We start from the raw sequence: 20,548 nt of genomic DNA on the forward strand, positions 1-20,548 counted from the left end.
ATTGAAAATAAAAAAGAGCGCTTAAAGCGCTCTTTTTTATTGCAGTTTCGATTAGTAATCGAAACTGAAGTGTTCAGGTGCAAGTGAAGTCAAAGTACGAGAGGTTGATACCATAGATTCTGCATGACCTTGTGCACGTGGCAATAAACGGTCGAAGTAGAAGTCTGCAACTTTGATTTTTGCTTTATAGAATTCAGGTGTTTCGATTCCGTCACCTGCTTCTAATTTCTCAGATGCAATCACTGCTTGTTGTGCCCAGAAGTAAGCCATCATCACATAACCAGAGAACATCAAGAAATCAACCGAAGCTGAAGAAACGATGTCACGGTCTTTACGTGCAGCAAGCATGATGCGAACAGTTAATGTATTCCATTGTGCACAAAGCTTAGTTAAGTCCCACGCAAAACGACGCAAGTACTTGTTACGTGCATGTGCAGCACAGAACTTCAAGATTTCAGCAGTATAGTCACGAACAACTTTACCTTTTGAACTTAAAAGAACTTTACGACCAATTAAGTCCAGTGCTTGAATCCCAGTTGTACCTTCATACAAGGTTGAGATACGCGCATCACGTGCGATTTGTTCCATACCCCATTCACGGATATAGCCATGACCGCCATAAACTTGCATACCGTGGTTTGCAGCTTCTAAGCCAAGCTCAGTTAAGAAACCTTTCAGAATAGGCGTATAGAAACCAAGTTTGTCATCATAAGCTTCATAAGCTGCTTGATCGCCACTTACTAATGCATCTGTCATTTTGTCTGCAAGTTTAGCCGCATGATAGATCATTGAACGGCCGCCTTCAGCAATTGCTTTTTGCGTTAACAACATACGACGAACATCAGCATGGTGAATAATCGCATCACCTACACGCTCAGGTTCTTTTTTACCAGAAAGGGCACGCATAGACATACGGTCTTTCGCATAAGGTAAAGCACCTTGGAAAGAAAGTTCAGCATGTGCAATGCCCTGAACTGCTGTACCGATACGCGCAGTGTTCATAAAGGTAAACATCGCGTGTAAACCTTTGTTGATTTCACCGATCAGGTAACCTGTTGCGTTGTCAAAGTTAAGAACTGCGGTTGCAGATGCTTTGATCCCCATCTTGTGTTCGATTGAACCACAAGAAACAGTATTACGCTCACCTACGCCACCATCCGCAGTTGGGATGAATTTAGGTACGATGAATAAAGAAATACCACGGGTGCCTGCTGGTGCATCTGGAAGACGAGCCAATACAATGTGAATAATGTTTTCGGTTAAATCGTGCTCACCTGCAGAGATGAAGATTTTCGTACCAGAAATTTTGTAAGTACCATCAGCAGTAGGTTCTGCCTTGGTTTTTACTTGACCTAAGTCAGTACCGCATTGAGGTTCAGTTAAGCACATTGTGCCTGACCAAGTACCTTCAACCAATTTAGGCATATAAGTATTTTTTTGCTCGTCCGTACCAAACTGCATGATCGTATTCATACAGCCAGTACTTAAACCTGGATACATGGTGAATGACCAGTTCGCCGTTCCCATCATTTCAGATTTGATCAGGTTTAAAGACATTGGTAGGCCTTGACCACCAAACTCTTCTGGATAAGAAAGACCTTGCCAGCCACCCATTACGAACTGGTCATACGCTTCTTTAAAGCCTTTTGGTGTTGTCACTTCGCCGTTGTTAAAGGTACAACCTTCTTCATCACCTGATTGATTGAGCGGAGAAAGTACGTTTTCGCAATAATCTGCTGCACCTTCAAGAATCATATCAACCGTTTCAGCATCCGCATTTTGACCACTTGTCAAAGTTTGGTAATGTGCTGGATAATCTAACATTTCGTTCATTAAGAAACGAATGTCACGGAGCGGGGCTTTATAAGCTGGCATAATCTTAATCCTGTATTTGAATCATTTTGGATTATCTGTTTCGATACTTTGATTATTCACAATGGTGATAAAAATACATTGATAACCACTAGGGAAAAGAATGTCAGAAAAGCGAATTTCCTAAAAGGGAGATTTGTAAAAAAATCACTTTTCTATTGGTCTCAAAACTGATGTTAAACGTGAAAAGTACTCAATTTTATACTTGAAAATATAATGATATAAAGGTGTTTGGTAAAGCTATGCGTATAAAATATTTAACTTTATGCTTAATGGGTCTAAGTCTTTCTGCATGTTCACAGCATGTCATTAAAACCAATTCAGCGTCGGCTAATCTGGAACAGAAAGCAATCAATAGTATTAATGCGATGTATGAATATCCAAGCTATGATTACCGTGGCAAATTTAATATTCATGTTGAACCACAGCAAAATAATGCAAATGGCAAAGTAGACAATGCACCTTTAGATGCAGCGCTCAAGCAAAAGGTGGATCAATATTTACGAGATCAAAAGGTCAATTTAAATAGTAAACAAAAACAGGCGTTGTATGTTGCGCTTGCACAAGAACAAAAAAGCTATGGCCAATCTAAAGTTGATAAATTCACCCAAATCGTGGCCAATGTACTGAATGATATGCAGTTTGAATATGATGGTTCAGTGCATTATCGTCAGAAAATGGGTTCGTTTAACTTAACTGCACGTTATGAAAAACCAACTTTATTGGTACAAGCCAAAGTGCCGATGGTATTGGATTTAAATAACTATAAGTTTTACATCAATTACTTTGCTTTGATGCCATATTTGGTCAATAAAGACAGCCAAAATAATCTGGCTTATTTAGATTTTTCCAAATATCAAGATATGTTCAAACAAGTCGATTACAAAAAATTTGCTGAATATGTAAAAGCTTCTGGCGCGGTCTATTATCGTCTTGCAGATCAAAATAATATCCAAGCTTTGTCTCTTACCTCTGCTGATCAGACGGCAGGTGTGGTAGAGAAAATTCGTTTAAAAAGCTCAATTGAAGAACTGATTTTACAAGCCAATTTGTATAGCAAAGTCAATGAAAAGTACTTCATGCAAAGTGTTCTCAATATTAAAGAAGAGAATCTTGAGAAGCTGATTGCCAACGAGGTTGATGCTGCAAGTTCATCTAAGTCAGGAAAAGCGGCTTCATTATTAGATAAAAAAGATTCGGCTGAAGATGCGAGCGTAGTGAGTCAGGAACTCTATCGTTTGGTGAATAAACATTTCGGTGTTGAAGATGCCGAAGAAGATTATGCCGATGAGAGCGCGGATGCAGCGGAAGATGTAACACAAGCAGCGCAGAGAGCCTATGCCGAGGCTGCTACAGATAGTACGGTTGATGCCACGGTCGAAGACCAACAGGCGGGTTTAACCGAGGAACAATGTACAGCACTGCAAAAAACATCGAAAACAACCTATGGTGATGTTCAATATTGCCAGAGCATTTATGATATCGATGTATTTGGTGAGCAAAAGGCCGAATCAAGTTTCTTGAGTTATATTGGAAAATTACAGACTGTAGAAAAGCAGTTTGCAGCTTATGACCAAAATCAGTTTATTAATGATCAGGCATTCAAGGCACTTTGGATCAAGCATCAAGCTGATATTGAAAAAGCCTTACCGCCTGTAGATAAACGTAATCCATTTACCATGGATGTCGGCTTGGATGCTCAAGGGCGTGCGGTCAAACTCGATTATGATCTGAATTATGGCTTATCTGAATTGAAGTCTCGTTTTAGTGTCAAAGCAGATATGTTGATTTCAAATTATGGCAAAGCCACCCCAATTGATCAGGCACAGTTGAAACGCGCAAAGAGTTGGTCTGAAGCAAGTAAGGGATCGATGCTGGAACAAGCGGTAAATAGCTTCTCTGAGAAATTAGGTCAAGCAGGCGTTCAAGAGCGTTCAGCAGAACCTTATACGTTGTCTTTGGATGATCAGCTCCAAGTGATTGCAGAGCAACGTTATGATGCAACGCAGACTTATGAGCAAACCTATAAAGCAGTATTCATTGCGAAACTGACGGAAAGTACACCGCAAATTGTGCAACGTTATTCGAGTCAAGAGTTGCAAGAAATTGCCAGTGTCTATGCATATTGGTATGCCGATGAGGAAGTTTATAACCCTGAAGGAAAAGCCCTGCAAAGCATTGAAGCTTTGCAAAAGAAACATCATCTTGAAAATGAAGACCAATTTGATGACAAATTGGGGCAAGCGGTGAATCGTATTGTACTTGATGCCATGCGCGGTGATAAAGATCGTCAAGCGTGGAAAAAGCTGCAAGCACAATATAAGCAGCCACAGCAATTATTTGCCAAGCAATATCAAATTCAGTTTGAGCAAGAGAATGGTGCTTCAAGCGAGGAAAAAGTCTTGCTTGCGCAAACGGCAAACATCTTAGGGCAAGTGTATGTGGATGCTCGTAAGAGTAAACTGTCTGAAAAATCAATTCAGTCTTTAAAAATCGAGCATAACGAATTTATTGATTATGAGATTTTTAAAGAGGTGTATCAGAAGATGCTAGCGGTTAAGTAATCAGTTGTATCTTAAAAAAGAGCCTGCAAAATGCAGGTTCTTTTTTTATATGATTTTGAAATAATTATAAAAAATCTTTCAGTTCTGGTTTGACGCCATTCCAAATGGAAAAAGCTTCAATCGCTTGACCGACTAGCATACCGAAACCATCTGTAGACGGGATTTGCCGTTGTTTGGCCTGATCCAGAAAGCTAGATGGCTTGCCATAAGCCATTTCATAAGCGTGATGGAATACTAAACTTTCAGACAGTTGTAGTGTATCTCCAGTTAAACTTGCGGATGTCGCATTAATCACAACATCAAATTCACCTGTCAATTGATCTAAGCCAATGGCTTTTAGCTCAGCTTGCGGAACCGCATCTTCTAAATCTGCAAGCAACTGCTCAGCACGGGCGAGAGTACGGTTGGCAATCACAATCTGCTTTGCACCTGCCTGTACTAAAGGGTAGATCACACCACGGGTTGCACCGCCAGCCCCTAAAATTAAAATACGACTCTCTTTAAGTTCCCAGCCTAAAGCCTGAATCGCTGCAACCAAGCCTTGACCATCGGTATTATCACCATATAGTTTGCCATCCTGCATCCATAAGGTATTGGCGGCTTTGGCGATCTTGGCACGTTCAGTCAGTTGGTCGCAAAGGGCAAAGGCTTGTTCTTTAAAAGGTACGGTTACATTCATGCCGATGCCGTTGTGTGCAAAGAAATCTTTTACAGCACTTTCGAAGCCATCTAGTGGTGCAAGGATTTTTTTATAGTTGAGATCGACTCCAGTTTTTGCTGCAAAGGCATGGTGAAGTTCAGGTGAACGGGATTGTTCAATCGGATTTCCAATAACAGCAAATTGTTTGGTCATTGCGCAGATGTCAGCCAAAGAAAATAGCTGAAGTGTATAAAGTTATTGATCTGATCGCAATCAGATCATGGATACTTTGATGGCTTCAGCCAGCTTTTGAATATTGCGCCAAATTTCATCAGGTTGATGAGCCGCATAACCAAACAGAACAGCGCTTGGGGAAGAGTCGGTTTGGCAATACCGAGAAAGGGGTTGAACCGCTAAATCAACCTTTAAGCAGTAAGCAATAAATTGTTGTTCTGTCCAATTTGGATTTAACCAACAGAGTAAATGAATGCCAGAGTCTGTAGACTGAATTGTTAAAATATCGGCGAGATAGGTTTGAATCGCGCAAATCAATACCTGTTGACGTTCATAACATGCTTTACGGATTTTGCGGACATGCCGTGCGTAGTGACCCTCTTGGATAAAGAGACTTAAAGCAACCTGTTCTAAATAAGAACATTGGCTGTCGATCTGCTTCTTTGCAAGACTAAATAGTTCGATTAATGCCTCTGGTATCACCATAAAACCTAAGCGAAACTCTGGAAACATCATTTTGGAAAATGTTCCTGAGTAAATCACACGTTGCTGATGGTCTAATCCTTGTAAGGCTTGAATAGCACGAGAGCCGTAACGAAACTCACTATTATAGTCATCTTCAAAAATCCACTTTTGCTGTTGCGCAGCCCACTCCAGCAGCATTAGGCGGCGTTTTAAACTCAGTGTACCGCCTAATGGGAAATGATGTGAGGGTGTTGTATAAATCAATTTACTTTGTGCGTGATTTTGAATGATGTCTGGAATATTCATCCCTTCATCATCGCTTAAAATGGGTTGTGTTTTTGCCCCAAAACTCTGAAAAACTGATAAAGCTGCATCATAACCAGGTTCATCCATGCAGACCTGATCCTGCTTCTGCAATAACGCGAAAGCGGTTAAATGAATGGCTTGTTGGGTTCCGTTCACAATCAAAATTTGTTGTGTTGTGCAATTCAAGCCGCGTGTTGAACGGACATAGTTGCAAATTCCTTGTCGTAGAGCCAAGTAACCACGAGGGTCATGCGCTTGCCCCAGTTGGTGGTATGACTGCCGCCAAGCTCGGCCAAGCAGTTTCCCCCAAAGCGAATGTGGAAAAAGATCAACACATCCAACACCCACGTGAAACACTCTTTTTTCTTGTGATACTTGTTGTAACTGCCAGGTTTTAAGATGTTGCGCTAGGTTTGGATTAATATCCAAATGTTCAGTCGTCACAAGGTGATCAATCGGTGTTTGGGTTTGCGCATGAATCAATTGGTCGGGGATGACTGCACTAACATAGGTTCCAGAGCTGGGTTTAGTGATGAGATAACCTTCATCCAATAAACGTTCTAATGCTGCTAAAACCGAGTTACGAGAGATAGACATCATTTCTGCTAAAGCACGACTTGATGGAAGTTTTGTTCCAGCATGCAGTCTTCCATCTAGAATGGCGGTATGTAAGGCTGAGTATAAGGCGTCTTTAATGTTGCCTTGTGCTAAGACGAGATGGGGGAAATGTGCAGCAGAAGGACGTTTCATTTTGAGTAACTGGTACTATGAAATAGATCAAAACTGTATCTTATAAACCATCCACAATCAAAACTACACTACGAGCTCTCATTCCCAAGACTATAAAATTTGAGGAAAATTTCATGCAGCATCAAGACATCCAAGTGGCTCCTGTGCAACAAGATGATTATCAACAGTGGATACCCTTTTGGCTTGCCTATCAGAATTTTTACAAGGTGGAACTGTCTAGTGCCATCACACAAACCACATGGCAACGTTTTCTTGATCAAACTGAGCCCGTCTACTGTGCGGTTGCAAAACAAGGAGATCAGCTTTTAGGTTTTGTACATTACGTTATTCACCGTTCAACTTGGGCAAAAAATAACTATTGTTATTTAGAAGATTTATTCGTTTCGCCAGAGCAAAGAGGGCAGCAGATCGGAAAGCGATTAATCGAATACGTGCAGCAACAAGCGAGGGAACATCAGTGTGATCGCTTATATTGGCATACGCAGGAAACGAATCATAATGCACAGAAACTTTATGACTGGATTGCAGAAAAGCCAGGGATTATTGAGTATCGGATGCGTTTAGATTAAGAAAAAAGCCAAAGCAGATGGTTGCTTTGGCTTTTAGATTGTTAAGTATTCAAACCTAACCAATCTCTTGGTTTTAAATAATAATCTGTGAGACGTTTCTCTGCTGAGTCGTTATCCCATTCAGGACGATACGACCAACCTGCCAGATTTGGCAAACTCACCAAGATTGATTCAATACGACCACCAGTTTGTAAGCCAAACAAAGTACCACGGTCATAAACCAAGTTATATTCGACATAACGACCACGACGATACAATTGGAACTCGCGTTGTGCTTCGGTATACGGCTGCTCACGATGCTTTTCAAAAATCGGCAAGATCGCTGCTAAGTAGCCATTACCCACCGCTTGCATATATTTAAAGCAGGTTTCGAAATCCCATTGATTTAAATCATCAAAGAATAAACCACCAACACCACGTTGCTCATCACGATGCTTTAAGTAGAAATAATCATCACACCATTGTTTATGCTCGGCATAAACATTTTCACCGAAAGGCTGACATAAGTCATACGCGGTTTGATGCCAGTTGAGAACATCTTGATCATCAGGATAGAAAGGGGTTAAGTCAAAGCCACCACCAAACCACCACACTGGATCTTGGCCTTCAGGCTCCGCGACAAATAAGCGGACATTGGCATGCGAGGTCGGGATATTTGGGTTTTTTGGATGAATCACTAGTGATACACCAAGCGCCTGTGCTTTTGCACCTGCGATTTGTGGGTGACGTTCAGTCGCAGAAGCAGGGAGCTTGCTGATATTGATGTGGGAGAACATGACTCCACCTTTTTCAATCACTTCACCATTTTGCAAAACGCGTGAGCGACCACCACCACCTTCGGTGCGTTGCCAATCATCAATGATAAACTCAGCGGTTCCACCGCCTGCACGTTCCTGTTGCTCTAGTCCTGCACAAATTCGCGCCTGTAGATCGAGTAAAAACTCACGAACACGTTGAATATCAACTGAAGTTGGATGCTGCATGATGATCCTCTGAAAGTGATCTAGGGATTGCTTATATCAAAACATAAAACCCATAAAAAAAGTAAGGGTTTTTTATTTTTTACAATAAAAACCCCTTAACTGATTTATTTTTAAACGTTTTGAAAAATGAATTAAAAGTCATCTTTTTTATACAGATGATCCATACGCTCACGTTTAGTTTTTAAATATTGTTCATTGAAAGGATTGCGACCTACCGTTAATGGAACACGCTCAACTACATTGATGCCGAGATCAGTCAAGGCTTTTAGTTTAAGTGGATTATTGGTCAGTAGTTTCACTTCTTTAATCTGAAGGTGATCCAACATAATGCTACACATATCATAACGACGCGCATCGGCAGGCAGGTTCAATAACAGGTTCGCATCAACTGTGTCATGTCCTTGATCTTGCAAGGCATAAGCACGGATTTTGTTGGTTAAACCAATACCACGGCCTTCTTGGCGAAGATAAAGAATGACGCCTTGACCTGCATCATTGATCAAGCTTTGAGTGGCTTGCAGTTGCGGTCCACAATCACATTTTAATGAAGCGAAAGCATCACCAGTTAAGCATTCTGAATGGATACGGACAAGTACAGGCTGGTCTGGAGCCGTTTCTAAACCTTTAGATAGCGCCACATGCTCTTCACCTGTTGCAGGGTCTTGAAACACGGAAATATTGAAGTCACCAAAAGCGGTGGGTAGCTTTGATGTTGCAATAAATTCAATCGGCACAGAGAGCTCACTATGATAATAAAAACAGTTCGAGTATAGCCTAATGTATGAAGATTGCGTGAACTGGAATTTCTGATTTTTCACATAACTTTTTCTTTTTCATACAAAGAACACAATAATGGTTGATAAACAGTGACATAATTCAGGATAATCTATAGGTCATTCTTTAAAATTTACAAGAGAATGTTCAGCACTACATCATTCGCACGTGTGGCTGATTGAAGGTAGATCATATTTAATTGTATGATTGCCCCCATTTAAAACCCAGCTTCGGACTTGCCAGGCTTAAAAAGGCTTTGCCACATTATGTTGTATACCGAAATTCCAACTCAGCGCCCTGTTACGCCATTGTTAGATGAGATTGATCATCCGCAACAATTACGTCAGCTCGAGCAAAGCCAACTCGCACAAGTGGCGGATGAGTTGCGTCAATATATTTTGTATGCGGCAGGGCAAAGTGGTGGACACTTTGGCGCAAATTTAGGTGTAATCGAACTAACCGTTGCGCTGCATTATTGTTTTAATACACCAGATGATCGTTTAGTGTGGGATGTGGGTCATCAAGCTTACCCTCATAAAGTTCTCACAGGTCGTCGTGATCGAATTTCTACGATTCGTAGTAAAAATGGTTTAGCCGCTTTTCCTGCTCGTGATGAATCAGAGTTTGATACCTTTGGGGTTGGGCATTCATCTACCGCAATTTCTGCTGGTTTGGGTATGGCCTTGGCTCGTCGTTACCAAAAAGATCCATGCGATGTTGTTGCAATCGTTGGTGATGGTGCAATGACCGCAGGCATGGCTTTTGAAGCGATGAATGATGCAGTTGCTCATGATGCAGATCTTATTGTTGTGTTAAATGACAATGATATGTCGATCTCGTGCAGTACTGGTGGTTTTGCAAAACACTTGGCCGCGATTTGGGAAACAGGCCAATTAGTGAATGTAAATGAACAAGGGGAAGCCTATGTTCAGCCACATCCAAAATGGACGTATAATTCCCGTTTACATCAGTCTGCAACAGATGCTGCTGATAATTTATTTAAAGCAATTGGTTTTGATTATTTTGGTCCATTTGATGGGCATGATGTAGAACAACTTGCACAAGTTTTCCATGCGCTGAAAAAGCGTAAAGGACCACGTCTCGTTCATATTTATACTAAAAAGGGTAAAGGGTTTGCGCCTGCAGAAGCGGATCCAATTACCTATCATGCGATTACCAAGATTGCACCCGTTACGGCTGCACCAGTCAAAAAAACACCACCTAAATATTCTGATGTCTTTGGGCAATGGCTATGTGATGAGGCGGCACAAGATGATCGTTTACTCGCGATTACGCCTGCGATGTGTGAAGGCTCTGGCATGGTTAAATTCGCTCAGCAATATCCTGAGCGTTTCTTTGATGTTGCCATTGCAGAACAGCATGCAGTGACTTTGGCTGCAGGTATGGCATGTGAAGGACTTAAACCAGTTGTTGCGATTTATTCAACTTTCTTGCAACGTGGTTATGATCAATTGATTCATGATGTTGCTTTGCAGAATCTGGATGTCACGTTTGGTATTGATCGTGCTGGTTTGGTGGGTGAAGATGGCCCAACCCATGCTGGTGCATATGATTATGCCTATATGCGTACCGTACCAAACATGGTGATCATGGCACCGAAAGACGAAAATGAATGTCGCCAAATGCTACATACCGCTTATCTTTATAAAGGTCCAACAGCAGTGCGTTATCCACGTGGGGTAGGTACAGGTGTTGAGATTCAACAGCAGATGACAGCGATGGAAATTGGTAAGGCTGAAATCGTTGCTGAATTTAATGTGGAGGCTGAACAACAGATTAGCGTCCTTGCCTTTGGTAGTCGTGTTGCAGCATCGGTAGAAGCAGCTCAGCAATTTGCACACAAACACTCGATGGGTGTACGTGTGGTGAATATGCGTTTTGTGAAGCCTTTAGATGAGCAAATGCTTCGTGATTTGGCTCCACGGACTCAACTGTTTGTAACGGTAGAGGAACATGCTGTGATGGCTGGAGCGGGTAGTGCAGTCAATGAGTTTTTGGCACAAGCACGAATCGTCAAACCGATCTTGAATCTTGGCTTAGCTGATACCTTCTTGCATCAAGCAACACACCAACAAATGTTGCAAGATAGTGGTTTAGATGCTCAAGGAATCTTGACCTCAATTGAGCAAGCTTGGTTTTAATCTATAAGTTCATGTAAAAGCGAAAATAATTTTTCGCAACATTTTTCCCCTAAAAGCGCTTATATTTGCTAGAATATACGCGCTTTTATGCATTATTCTTTGTCAAAATCTTCAAATTTGTAGTGGGTGTTCAATGGAACCTATGGTGGTTATGGCTGCGCGTGCGGCTCAAACAGTTGGTCAAGAGCTTTTAAAGGCGCATCAGAATCGTCATAAACTCGATTTGCAAGTTGAAGAAAAAGGCATTGATGGTCCAGTAACGCGTGTCGATCGTTACTTGGAGCAACTTACAATTGATACCCTCCGTAAAAGCTATAAAAACCACAGCTTCCTTGGTGAAGAGTTTGGTATGCAAGAAGGTAAAGGTCACGATGCAGATTGGTGCTGGGTGATTGATCCTTTAGATGGCACACAAAACTTTATCAATGGTCTTCCGCATTTTTGTATTTCTATCGCTGTACAGCACAAAGGTGTAACTCAGCACGGTGTGATCTATGATCCTGTACGTGATGAGTTGTTCTCTGCAAGCCGTGGTCGCGGTGCCGTGATGAATCAACGTCGTATTCGTGTCAATGTAAAAGAAAACCTAGAAAACACTTTCCTTGCTGTTGGTCATCCTTACCGTGCAAAGCGTAATGGCGAAATTGTCTCTTATGCGGAACAACATTTTGCTTCATTATTGGCTGTCACTAAGTCAGGTGCACAAATTCGCCGTGGCGGTTCAGCTGCATTAGATTTGGCTTATGTTGCTGCTGGTCGTTTTGATGGTTTCTTTGAGCTAGGCTTAAAACCATGGGATATCGCTGCGGGTGAGTTGATTGTGAAAGAGGCGGGCGGTGTTGTTGTTGATGCTCGTGGTGGCAATGATTCATTAGATAATGGTCAAGTCCTTGCGTGTTCACTTAAAATGTTAAAACCATTGATGCAAGCAGTTGTTCCAGCTTGGGCAGATGCTGCAAAATAATTTTTAGATTTAAAAAAAGAGTAGCATTAGCTACTCTTTTTTTTGTGCAATAAGGCGGGAATAATAAAGAGCTGAAATAAAAGTAGAATAACTGTATTGATTAAATAAGCAGCCCAATAAGGGGGTGCGTGCATAGCACCGAAAATGGCAATCAATAATTGACCAATCACGATGAAGCTACAGATTGAATAGGTGAGGAGGGGATATGTTTTATCTAGCATGAGGGCCGATGCAAAGCCACGAACGATAAAATAAATTGAAAAAGCAAGACAGGTAAACAACACACCTTCAATAGGATATTTAAAGATGTGTCCAGCATCATGAATAAAGGGGTAGGTATTTTCCTGCTGTCCATGATAAATAATATTCAGGCATCCAAATAACCATAAACCCAATAATAATCTGATCAGCATAAAATTATTTTGTATATTATTTTTCATGTTTTAGTTGAAGTAATTCATTGTTGCCAAAAAGAATAATTGTATACTTTGCGGAAGGGTATAGTTTATTTGTGAGCGTTAAGCTCGGTATTTTCTAAAAAAACGTGACTTTCTTAAACTTTCTGCTATAATCCGCCCACGCACTTAAATTCCAGTTCATTACCTGAACATTCAGTTCTATTCATTATTAGCGCACGCTGTCCGTAGAGAGGACCACATCTTGCGCCCAAATCGCTTAGCGATTCTTCAGGTTGAAGCAGTAATCAAGCGTGCGTTAAGTCCACATCGTCGTTATTCGGATCGCCGCTGAACATCATCTATTTTTCAGCTTGAGTCGCTTTGCCGCTTGTTGCCGATGTCTATTTTTTTGTATTTATTAAAATGGAGCACCCATTAGGGTGAAACTCTCTATGAGCAAAACTTTTGCCGAATTTTCTTTACACGAAACCTTACAACAAGCGCTTGAAGGTTTAGGTTTTACCACTCCAACTCCTGTGCAAGAACAAGCGATTCCCGCTGCGTTAGAAGGGAAAGATTTATTAGTTTCGAGCCAAACTGGTTCAGGTAAAACAGCTGCATTTTTACTTCCAACGTTAAATGCATTAGCAGGCGAAGAAGCATTTGTTTCTTTTAAAGACCGTATGAAAGCGGTTACTCAGCCTACTATTTTAGTTATTTCTCCTACGCGTGAATTGGCTCAACAAGTAAGCCAAGACGCGATTGCATTTGTACGTCACATGAAAGGTGTTCGTATTGCTGCAATTATGGGTGGTATGCCTTTTGGTAAACAAATTCAACAGCTTAAAGGTGCGCAAGTTGTTGTTGCGACTCCAGGTCGTTTACTTGACCTTGTAAACCGTCGTCAAATTAAACTTGATAAAGTTGAATCATTAATTGTTGATGAAGCAGACCGTATGCTTGATCTAGGCTTCTCTGAAGATTTAGAAGCAATTGGTGAATTAGCTGCAAACCGTAAACAAACATTAATGTTCTCTGCAACATTTGCGGATCGTATTATCCGTCTTGCTGAACGCATGATGAATGATCCACAACGTATTGCAATCGAAACTGGTCACAGTACCAATACTGATGTAACTCAAACATTACATTGGACTGATGGTTTTGAACACAAGAAAAAATTACTTACGCATTGGTTATCTGACGAATCAGTAGATCAAGCTGTAGTTTTCGCAAGCACGCAAGAAGATACAGATATGCTTGCTGAAGAATTAGCTGAAGCTGGTCATTCAGTTGTTGCGTTGCACGGTGCAATGCCACAAACCGTTCGTAACCGTCGTTTACGTAGTATTCGTGAAGGTCGTGCAAAAATCTTGGTTGCAACTGACGTTGCAGCGCGTGGTTTAGACGTACCAACAATTTCACACGTAATTAACTTCGGTTTACCGATGAAAAACGAAGACTACGTACACCGTATCGGTCGTACAGGTCGTGCTGGTCGTACAGGTCAAGCCGTTACTTTAGCGACTTACCGTGAGCGTGGCAAAATCCGTGCTTTAGAAGATTATTTAGATGCACGCTTAAATGTATCTGAAATTGAAGGCTTAGAGCCATCTCCACCTCCTGCTCGCTCAGGTCGTGATGGTGGTGGTCGTGGCCGTGATGGCGGTGGTCGTGGTCGTGGTGGCCGTGATGGCGGTCGTGGTGGTTTCGGCGGTGGTCGTCGTTTTGAAGGTGAAAGCAGCTTCAAACGTCGTGAAGGTGGTGATGACCGTCCACGTCGTAGCTTCGATGACAAACCACGTGGTGAACGTCCATCATTTGGTGGCGAAGATCGTCCACGTCGCGAATTTAATTCAGATCGTCCACGCCGTGAAGGTGGTTTCGAAGACCGTCCACGTCGCGAGTTCAACTCTGATCGTCCACGTCGTGAAGGTGGTTTTGAAGACCGTCCACGTCGCGAGTTCAATTCTGACCGCCCACGTCGTGAAGGTGGTTTTGATGACCGTCCGAAGCGTAGCTTTGGTGGTGAAGATCGTCCGCGTCGCGAGTTCAACTCTGACCGTCCACGTCGTGAAGGTGGTTTTAATGATAAACCGCGTTTTGATTCGAATGATGACAACCGTGGCAACCGTGTAGATTACAAACCACGTCGTGAAGGTAGCTTCGGTGACCGTCCAAAACGTGATTTTGGTGATCGCCCACAACGTGAAGGTGGTTTTGGTGACCGTAAGCGTAGCTTCGGTGGTGATGACCGTCCAAAACGTAGCTTTGGTGGTGAAGATCGTCCAAAACGCAGCTTCGGTGGTGAAGATCGTCCAAAGCGTAAGTTTGGTGAAGATAGCCCAGCACGTGGTACACGTGAAGAAACTTTCGGTGGTGACCGTCGTCGCAAAAACGATTTTTAATCGTTAAAAACCGATAAAAACAAGAAGCCAGTTGAAAAACTGGCTTTTTTATTTTGTGTTAGTCATGTAAAATCTAAAAAATGTGTACTAATTCAAATTTTATATAAGAAATGAATAAGGTTAAGCAAAATAAAAGTCTTTTGAGTCAAATGTGGTCTTTCATGTGTAGTGAAGGACTACCATGTCTATTTGTCATTCTTATGCTTTGTAATGGTTTGTTCTTTGCTTATGCACTTTTTGATACTAATCACTCTGACTCATTTAATGTCAACTCTCAACATACAACTAGCCAAACTGTTTCGAAGAATAACTACATAAATTAAATAATCTTCATACCATCGGTTATCAAAATAAAAACAAGCGTTTAATGTTTCAGTGTATAGTATGCGTGCATAAAAAGTGCAGGAATGAATGCCATTATGAATAACAAATCTCCTCTCGATAGCGAAGCCTTAATTGAAGTTAAAAACTTGAGCTTTAATCGAGGAGAACGCGTCATTTATGACGATATCAGTCTTAAAATTCGACGTGGTCAAATTACTGCAATTATGGGACCGTCAGGCACGGGTAAGACAACTTTATTACGTTTGATTGGTGGACAGTTGAGTCCAGACCAAGGTGAAGTGCTGCTTGATGGTAAAAATATTGCAGCGATGTCTCGGAATGAGTTATTTGCAGCTCGCGCACGTATGGGAATGTTATTCCAGAGTGGGGCTTTATTTACCGATATGTCGGCTTATGAAAATGTAGCCTTTCCAATTCGTGCACACACCAAGTTACCTGAACATATTATTGCTGAATTAGTAGGCTTAAAACTAGAATCCGTAGGCTTGCGTGGTGCTGAGCAATTAATGCCCTCTGAACTTTCAGGTGGGATGAACCGTCGTGTTGCTTTGGCGCGTGCGATTGCGTTGGATCCTGAGCTGATTATGTATGATGAGCCCTTTGCAGGCCAAGATCCGATTGTCATGGGTGTTTTAACCCGTCTTATTCGCTCTTTGCGAGAAGCTCTCGATTTAACAACCATTATTGTCTCGCATGATGTTGCAGAGACTTTGTCGATTGCTGATTATATTTATGTGGTGGCAGAAGGCAAAATTCAGGGTGAAGGTTCACCTGAACAATTAAAAAATCATGCATCGCCATTTGTACGCCAGTTTTTAACAGGTTCAGTTGAGGGGCCTGTCGAATATCAATTTACACACCAAGCATATTTAGATAACGAGGTTCGTCCATGAATGCGATTGCCTGGTTAGGTAGACTCGTTATTGAGCGGATAAAAGGGATTGGTGCTGCGGCACTGATGCTTTTGCAAGTTTTATTTTCCATGCCATCAAAAGGTGGGTTTCAGCGCTTTATTTATCAAATGTATCGTGTCGGGGTGATGTCCCTGCTGATTATCGCTGTTTCAGGTTTGTTTATTGGTGCGGTTCTTGGTCTTCAGATGTACAGCATTCTGGTCACTTTTGGTAGTGAGGCAATGTTGGGCACTGCAATTTCATTAACTCTGTTGCGTGAACTGGCGTCAGTGGTTGCTGCATTGTTATTTGCAGGTCGTGCAGGTTCAGCATTAACAGCTGAAATCGGCTCAATGAAGCAAAGTGAACAACTCGCCAGCATGGAAATGATTGGTGTTGATCCGCTGAGACAAATCGTATCGCCACGTTTGTGGGCTGGGATTGTCAGCTTGCCGATGCTCACGGTGATTTTTGCAACCATTGGTATTATTGGCGGCAAAATGGTAGGTGTCGATTTCTTAGGTGCGGATGAAGGTTCATTCTGGGGTGGTATGCAAAGCAGCGTACAATTCTGGCATGACATTTTTAACGGCACCATTATTAAAAGCATTGTATTTGCTTTAATTTGTACATGGGTAGCGGTCTATCAAGGTTATGCTTGTGATCCGACGCCAGAAGGTATCGCGACCGCAATGACGAGAACGGTCGTATATTCTTCACTTTGTGTATTAGGTTTTGATTTCGTGTTGACTGCGGTCATGTTCGGAGGGATTTAATGAAATCACGTACTAGTGAGCTGGCCGTAGGTATTTTTGTCATTATCTTCGGTATCGCTCTATTTTTTCTTGCGATGAAAGTCAGTGGTTTAGTTGGTACTAATTTACGTGATAGCTATAGCATGACAGCGCAGTTTGATAACGTAAATGGTTTAAAAGCACGCGCGAAAGTGACCATGAGTGGTGTAACCATAGGTCGTGTTGAGTCAATTACGCTTGATCCTGTAACACGTTTGGCAACCGTAAAATTTGATCTAGATGGTAAGTTGACCAGCTTTAGCCCAGAGCAATTAAAAGAAGTGCAAAAGAATGCACTTGAAGAATTGCGCTATAGCACTGATTATCAACAGGCTGATGCTTCGAAACAAAAAGAAATGGAACAGCAACTTATTGCTAACATGACCTCCATTACCAGCCTTGATGAAGATGCTTATATTATGGTTGCAACCAATGGTCTATTGGGTGAGAAATATTTGAAAGTTGTCCCAGGTGGTGGTGTGAACTACTTGAAACGTGGTGACGTGGTTTCAAATACCCAAGGTACAATGGATTTAGAAGATTTAATCAGTAAGTTTATTACTGGTGGTGCTGGCAAAGCCACATCGAGCTCGACAGAGACAGAAAGTCCAGCTTCAAAGCCAGCGGCTGCTGAAGCAGAACCGTCTTTTGTTGAGTAATTCAGGTTAGGAGATTGAAGTGAACACATTATTGAAACAAACTCTAACAGCAAGCGTATTATCAACAATGCTTGCAAGTGCGGCATTTGCGGCACCAACAGAGACCCCACCTGATTTTGTGAAGCGTGTGGCTGATGGCTTGATTACTCGTTTAAAAGCAGAGAAACCGAAATTACAGAATAATCCAGCTTTAGTCCGTACTATTATTCGCCAAAACCTTGACCCTTATGTGGACTCACAAGCATTTACCCGCATTGTGTTGGGTACTTATGCGAATAACCAATACACCAATGCTGCACAACGTGCTCAGTTTGAACAAAACTTCCGTGCCGTGATTATTGAAAACTACGGTGGTGCTTTTGCAAAATACACCAACGAAAGTTACACCATGCGTCCGTTTAAATCGACCAACAGCAAAAACCCTGTGGTGACTTTAGACTTCTTGCACAATGGCGAGAAAATCCCTGTTTCATTCCAGTTAACGGACAAAGGTGATCAGTGGAAAGTACGTAATATCAATGTATCTGGTATTGATCTAGGTTTACAGTTCCGTAACCAATTTGCGGCGACTGTTCAACGTAATGGTGGTGACATTAATAAAGCGATTGCAACATTTAAACCAGATGCAGATGCTGCAGTTAGCAAAAAATAAGTAGGTGACGGGTGATTCAGTATATTGATCAGCAGTTAATTGTGTCGAAGACGATTAATTTTGAAAATGCAGAACAGATCTATCAAGCTGGCTTAAAGCATATTCAGCAGCACAAGGACTTTCCTTTGGTTGTAGATTTGGCTCAGCTTGAACAGGGTAATACTTTGTCTTTGGCGGTGTTGGTGCAATGGTTGCGTCAAACACCAGAAAACAAAGGTCTGCATTTTAAGAATGTTTCTGAAAAAATGCTAAAGATCATCCAAGCTTGTCATTTACAAGATGATTTGAAATTGATTTGATAAAAATCTTGTAGATATAAAAAAGCACCGCAAGGTGCTTTTTTTATTAGATCCATTTCTTCCAGCGGAAGTACACCATTGGCAGGATCAAGAATGCCATCAGAATGCCAGTGACAATCCAAAAACTGAGACTGCCGTGGGCAAATGGCAGGACATCGGTGTTCATCCCATAAATACTGGCAATCAGCATGGGTGGTGCAAGCATACTTGGTAAAATCGAGAATCGACGAATCGTATCGTTCTGTTCAGTATTAATGAACCCAGAGGTTGTATCCAGTAAGAATCGTACTTTTTGGAATAAGAAAGCATCATGTTCAACTAAAGAGCGGACATCCTCACTTAACTCTCGAATATCAGCATCATAAATATGACTGCCTAAAGCACGTGGACGAGACAAGAAGGTGAGTACACGACGTAAATCAATTAAACACAGTTGTGCTTTCCCGAGCATATCTTCTTGTTGCGCCAAGCGCGTAATCATGTCGTCTAAGTCGAGTATTTTCTCTCGATGATGATTATTGAGGACTTCTGTGGAGTAACGTTCTAAGTCCTTGTGGATATCTTCTAAGATATCCGCAAGCTCATCCAGTTTTGCTTCGAGTAAACCAAGCAAGATCCAAGTTGGATCTTTATAGTCCATATCATAGTCATTGCGACGCGCCCGTGCGCGAAAGGCACGAAAAGCGACTAACTTCTCACCGCGTAAAGTAAATAACCGATCTTTATGCAAAATAAAGGCAACAGTTTGTACCATTGCCAGCATGTGTGAGGAGTCGTCAGTATCTCCGTCGACTTGAAAGTTTTTATTCTTTGTTAAAAAATAGGTGCTGATATGCAAAATTCCATCATCATCACGGTAAAATCGTGCAGATGAGGAAATGTCTTCTAGAGACTTTAATGTTGGTAGGTTTCGTTCATACGCATCCAAAACCCATTGTTGTTCTTCTTGGGATGGGGCGATGAGATCAATCCAAACCAATTCGGGGTGGAGATCGAAACCTCCGTTGATTGTTGCATCTTCTAGACTACCGCGCTCTGTGGCATAAAAGGCTTCAAGCATGTCTTTTTTCCTCGCGCAGTCGATATCATGTTTTCGGCCTTTTACCGAAAAGCAGCGTGTATTTTAGACAAGGATGAAACGAAAAACACTTGCCTAAACGTTATTTTCTCAAAAATCTTGTTACATAGCCTACTTTATCAGCATGACAGTTATATAAAACGGTTTTAATTGTATGAATTCTATATGTGTTTTCTGTGGTTCCTCACTTGGTAATGATCCCATTTATCAGCAAATGGCGCAGGCAACTGGTCAGGCAATTGCTGCGCAAGGCAAAACTTTGGTCTATGGTGGTGGTCGTTCAGGTTTAATGGGTGTCGTGGCTGATAGTGCACTACAGGCAGGTGGGCGTGTGATTGGTGTAATTCCAAATGCTTTAGTTGATCGAGAGCTTGCGCATACGGGCTTAACTGAATTGCATATTGTGAAAAATATGCATGAGCGTAAAACCAAAATGGCTGAGTTGTCTGATGCGTTTGTCGCTTTACCTGGTGGTGCAGGAACACTGGAAGAAATTTTTGAGCAATGGACATGGAGCCAATTGGGGATTCATCAAAAACCATGTGCATTTTTAAATGTTGATGGTTTTTATGATGGTTTGATCCAGATGATTCAAGGTTCAGTTGAGCGTGGTTTTAGTCAGGAACGTTTTGTCGATAAATTGATTGTGGCAGAAAAAATTGAGGATATTCTTATCGCATTTTCGGATTATCAGCCTGCGACACCGAAGTGGATGTCAACTGCTGAAATTCAGGCTTAA

At 41.7% G+C, this 20,548-nt stretch carries 18 protein-coding genes; 11 read left to right on the forward strand and 7 right to left on the reverse strand.

Annotated features, from left to right (window positions below; genetic code table 11):
- Positions 1–51 precede the first annotated feature (51 nt).
- Entirely contained in the window at positions 52–1,875 is a 1,824-nt protein-coding gene (locus F3J02_RS09070; protein WP_167248670.1) for an acyl-CoA dehydrogenase C-terminal domain-containing protein, read from the reverse strand.
- A 239-nt stretch (positions 1,876–2,114) separates the two neighbouring features.
- Between F3J02_RS09070 and F3J02_RS09075 the strand changes: the two genes are divergently transcribed.
- Positions 2,115–4,436, forward strand: a complete 2,322-nt coding sequence (locus tag F3J02_RS09075; RefSeq protein ID WP_167248671.1) for a hypothetical protein — start codon at positions 2,115–2,117, stop codon at positions 4,434–4,436.
- Between the two features lie 64 nt (positions 4,437–4,500).
- Here the strand turns inward: F3J02_RS09075 and aroE are convergent, their stop codons facing one another.
- Both aroE and F3J02_RS09085 read right to left on the reverse strand, forming a co-directional pair.
- On the reverse strand, positions 4,501–5,289 hold the full coding sequence (aroE, locus tag F3J02_RS09080) for a shikimate dehydrogenase (RefSeq protein WP_167248672.1): 789 nt from the start codon (positions 5,287–5,289) through the stop codon (positions 4,501–4,503).
- A gap of 60 nt (positions 5,290–5,349) precedes the next feature.
- The gene (locus F3J02_RS09085) at positions 5,350–6,831 is read right to left on the reverse strand and encodes a PLP-dependent aminotransferase family protein (RefSeq protein WP_167248673.1); all 1,482 of its coding nucleotides are present in this window, start codon (positions 6,829–6,831) and stop codon (positions 5,350–5,352) included.
- Between the two features lie 113 nt (positions 6,832–6,944).
- Here F3J02_RS09085 and F3J02_RS09090 point away from each other — a divergent pair, with 113 nt between their 5' ends.
- Entirely contained in the window at positions 6,945–7,400 is a 456-nt protein-coding gene (locus F3J02_RS09090) for a GNAT family N-acetyltransferase (protein ID WP_167248674.1), read from the forward strand.
- Between the two features lie 41 nt (positions 7,401–7,441).
- Here F3J02_RS09090 and hemF read toward each other — a convergent pair whose 3' ends face one another.
- Together hemF and ribA are read right to left on the reverse strand one after the other, a co-directional pair.
- On the reverse strand, positions 7,442–8,383 hold the full coding sequence (hemF, locus tag F3J02_RS09095; RefSeq protein ID WP_167248675.1) for an oxygen-dependent coproporphyrinogen oxidase: 942 nt from the start codon (positions 8,381–8,383) through the stop codon (positions 7,442–7,444).
- Positions 8,384–8,514: 131 nt separating this feature from the next.
- Complete coding sequence (ribA, locus tag F3J02_RS09100) at positions 8,515–9,117, reverse strand: GTP cyclohydrolase II (RefSeq protein WP_167248676.1); 603 nt, start codon at positions 9,115–9,117, stop codon at positions 8,515–8,517.
- Between the two features lie 306 nt (positions 9,118–9,423).
- On the opposite strand from ribA, the gene dxs reads away from it, so the two are divergent.
- Both dxs and F3J02_RS09110 read left to right on the forward strand, forming a co-directional pair.
- Positions 9,424–11,319: a 1-deoxy-D-xylulose-5-phosphate synthase gene (gene dxs, locus F3J02_RS09105; RefSeq protein WP_167248677.1), complete on the forward strand. Its 1,896-nt coding sequence runs from the start codon at positions 9,424–9,426 to the stop codon at positions 11,317–11,319.
- Between the two features lie 133 nt (positions 11,320–11,452).
- Entirely contained in the window at positions 11,453–12,283 is an 831-nt protein-coding gene (locus tag F3J02_RS09110) for an inositol monophosphatase family protein (protein WP_167248678.1), read from the forward strand.
- A 26-nt stretch (positions 12,284–12,309) separates the two neighbouring features.
- Here F3J02_RS09110 and F3J02_RS09115 read toward each other — a convergent pair whose 3' ends face one another.
- Positions 12,310–12,723 (reverse strand): hypothetical protein, encoded by a 414-nt coding sequence (locus F3J02_RS09115; protein ID WP_167248679.1) that lies wholly within the window; start codon positions 12,721–12,723, stop codon positions 12,310–12,312.
- Positions 12,724–13,133: 410 nt separating this feature from the next.
- On the opposite strand from F3J02_RS09115, the gene F3J02_RS09120 reads away from it, so the two are divergent.
- The 6 genes from F3J02_RS09120 (at position 13,134) to F3J02_RS09150 (ending at position 18,731) form a co-directional block, all read left to right on the forward strand.
- Positions 13,134–15,089: a DEAD/DEAH box helicase gene (locus tag F3J02_RS09120; protein ID WP_167248680.1), complete on the forward strand. Its 1,956-nt coding sequence runs from the start codon at positions 13,134–13,136 to the stop codon at positions 15,087–15,089.
- 419 nt (positions 15,090–15,508) lie between these two features.
- Positions 15,509–16,327: an ABC transporter ATP-binding protein gene (locus F3J02_RS09130; RefSeq protein ID WP_167248682.1), complete on the forward strand. Its 819-nt coding sequence runs from the start codon at positions 15,509–15,511 to the stop codon at positions 16,325–16,327.
- Positions 16,324–17,103 (forward strand): lipid asymmetry maintenance ABC transporter permease subunit MlaE, encoded by a 780-nt coding sequence (mlaE, locus tag F3J02_RS09135; RefSeq protein WP_065343266.1) that lies wholly within the window; start codon positions 16,324–16,326, stop codon positions 17,101–17,103. Before F3J02_RS09130 ends, mlaE begins: the two co-directional genes overlap by 4 nt.
- A complete protein-coding gene (locus F3J02_RS09140; protein WP_167248683.1) occupies positions 17,103–17,780 on the forward strand; it encodes an outer membrane lipid asymmetry maintenance protein MlaD in 678 nt (225 codons plus the stop codon). The genes mlaE and F3J02_RS09140 overlap by 1 nt, the downstream gene beginning before the upstream one ends.
- Before the next feature lie 19 nt (positions 17,781–17,799).
- Positions 17,800–18,432: an MlaC/ttg2D family ABC transporter substrate-binding protein gene (locus tag F3J02_RS09145; RefSeq protein WP_251110631.1), complete on the forward strand. Its 633-nt coding sequence runs from the start codon at positions 17,800–17,802 to the stop codon at positions 18,430–18,432.
- Positions 18,433–18,443: 11 nt separating this feature from the next.
- Positions 18,444–18,731, forward strand: coding sequence for an STAS domain-containing protein (locus F3J02_RS09150; RefSeq protein WP_167248684.1), 288 nt, complete (start codon positions 18,444–18,446; stop codon positions 18,729–18,731).
- A 46-nt stretch (positions 18,732–18,777) separates the two neighbouring features.
- Here the strand turns inward: F3J02_RS09150 and F3J02_RS09155 are convergent, their stop codons facing one another.
- Positions 18,778–19,791: a magnesium and cobalt transport protein CorA gene (locus tag F3J02_RS09155; protein ID WP_167248685.1), complete on the reverse strand. Its 1,014-nt coding sequence runs from the start codon at positions 19,789–19,791 to the stop codon at positions 18,778–18,780.
- 172 nt (positions 19,792–19,963) lie between these two features.
- Between F3J02_RS09155 and F3J02_RS09160 the strand changes: the two genes are divergently transcribed.
- Positions 19,964–20,548, forward strand: a complete 585-nt coding sequence (locus F3J02_RS09160; protein WP_167248686.1) for a TIGR00730 family Rossman fold protein — start codon at positions 19,964–19,966, stop codon at positions 20,546–20,548.

It is taken from the genome of Acinetobacter sp. Tr-809 (genome assembly GCF_011753255.1).
GTDB lineage: Bacteria > Pseudomonadota > Gammaproteobacteria > Pseudomonadales > Moraxellaceae > Acinetobacter.

Excerpts from the sequence above, each read along its gene's own strand:
- F3J02_RS09070 (WP_167248670.1), bottom strand. The coding sequence starts at position 1,875 with ATGCCAGCTTATAAAGCCCCGCTCCGTGACATTCGTTTCTTAATGAAC.
- F3J02_RS09075 (WP_167248671.1), top strand. The coding sequence starts at position 2,115 with ATGCGTATAAAATATTTAACTTTATGCTTAATGGGTCTAAGTCTTTCT.
- aroE (WP_167248672.1), bottom strand. The coding sequence starts at position 5,289 with ATGACCAAACAATTTGCTGTTATTGGAAATCCGATTGAACAATCCCGT.
- F3J02_RS09085 (WP_167248673.1), bottom strand. The coding sequence starts at position 6,831 with ATGAAACGTCCTTCTGCTGCACATTTCCCCCATCTCGTCTTAGCACAA.
- F3J02_RS09090 (WP_167248674.1), top strand. The coding sequence starts at position 6,945 with ATGCAGCATCAAGACATCCAAGTGGCTCCTGTGCAACAAGATGATTAT.
- hemF (WP_167248675.1), bottom strand. The coding sequence starts at position 8,383 with ATGCAGCATCCAACTTCAGTTGATATTCAACGTGTTCGTGAGTTTTTA.
- dxs (WP_167248677.1), top strand. The coding sequence starts at position 9,424 with ATGTTGTATACCGAAATTCCAACTCAGCGCCCTGTTACGCCATTGTTA.
- F3J02_RS09110 (WP_167248678.1), top strand. The coding sequence starts at position 11,453 with ATGGAACCTATGGTGGTTATGGCTGCGCGTGCGGCTCAAACAGTTGGT.
- F3J02_RS09115 (WP_167248679.1), bottom strand. The coding sequence starts at position 12,723 with ATGAAAAATAATATACAAAATAATTTTATGCTGATCAGATTATTATTG.
- F3J02_RS09120 (WP_167248680.1), top strand. The coding sequence starts at position 13,134 with ATGAGCAAAACTTTTGCCGAATTTTCTTTACACGAAACCTTACAACAA.
- F3J02_RS09130 (WP_167248682.1), top strand. The coding sequence starts at position 15,509 with ATGAATAACAAATCTCCTCTCGATAGCGAAGCCTTAATTGAAGTTAAA.
- mlaE (WP_065343266.1), top strand. The coding sequence starts at position 16,324 with ATGAATGCGATTGCCTGGTTAGGTAGACTCGTTATTGAGCGGATAAAA.
- F3J02_RS09140 (WP_167248683.1), top strand. The coding sequence starts at position 17,103 with ATGAAATCACGTACTAGTGAGCTGGCCGTAGGTATTTTTGTCATTATC.
- F3J02_RS09155 (WP_167248685.1), bottom strand. The coding sequence starts at position 19,791 with ATGCTTGAAGCCTTTTATGCCACAGAGCGCGGTAGTCTAGAAGATGCA.
- F3J02_RS09160 (WP_167248686.1), top strand. The coding sequence starts at position 19,964 with ATGAATTCTATATGTGTTTTCTGTGGTTCCTCACTTGGTAATGATCCC.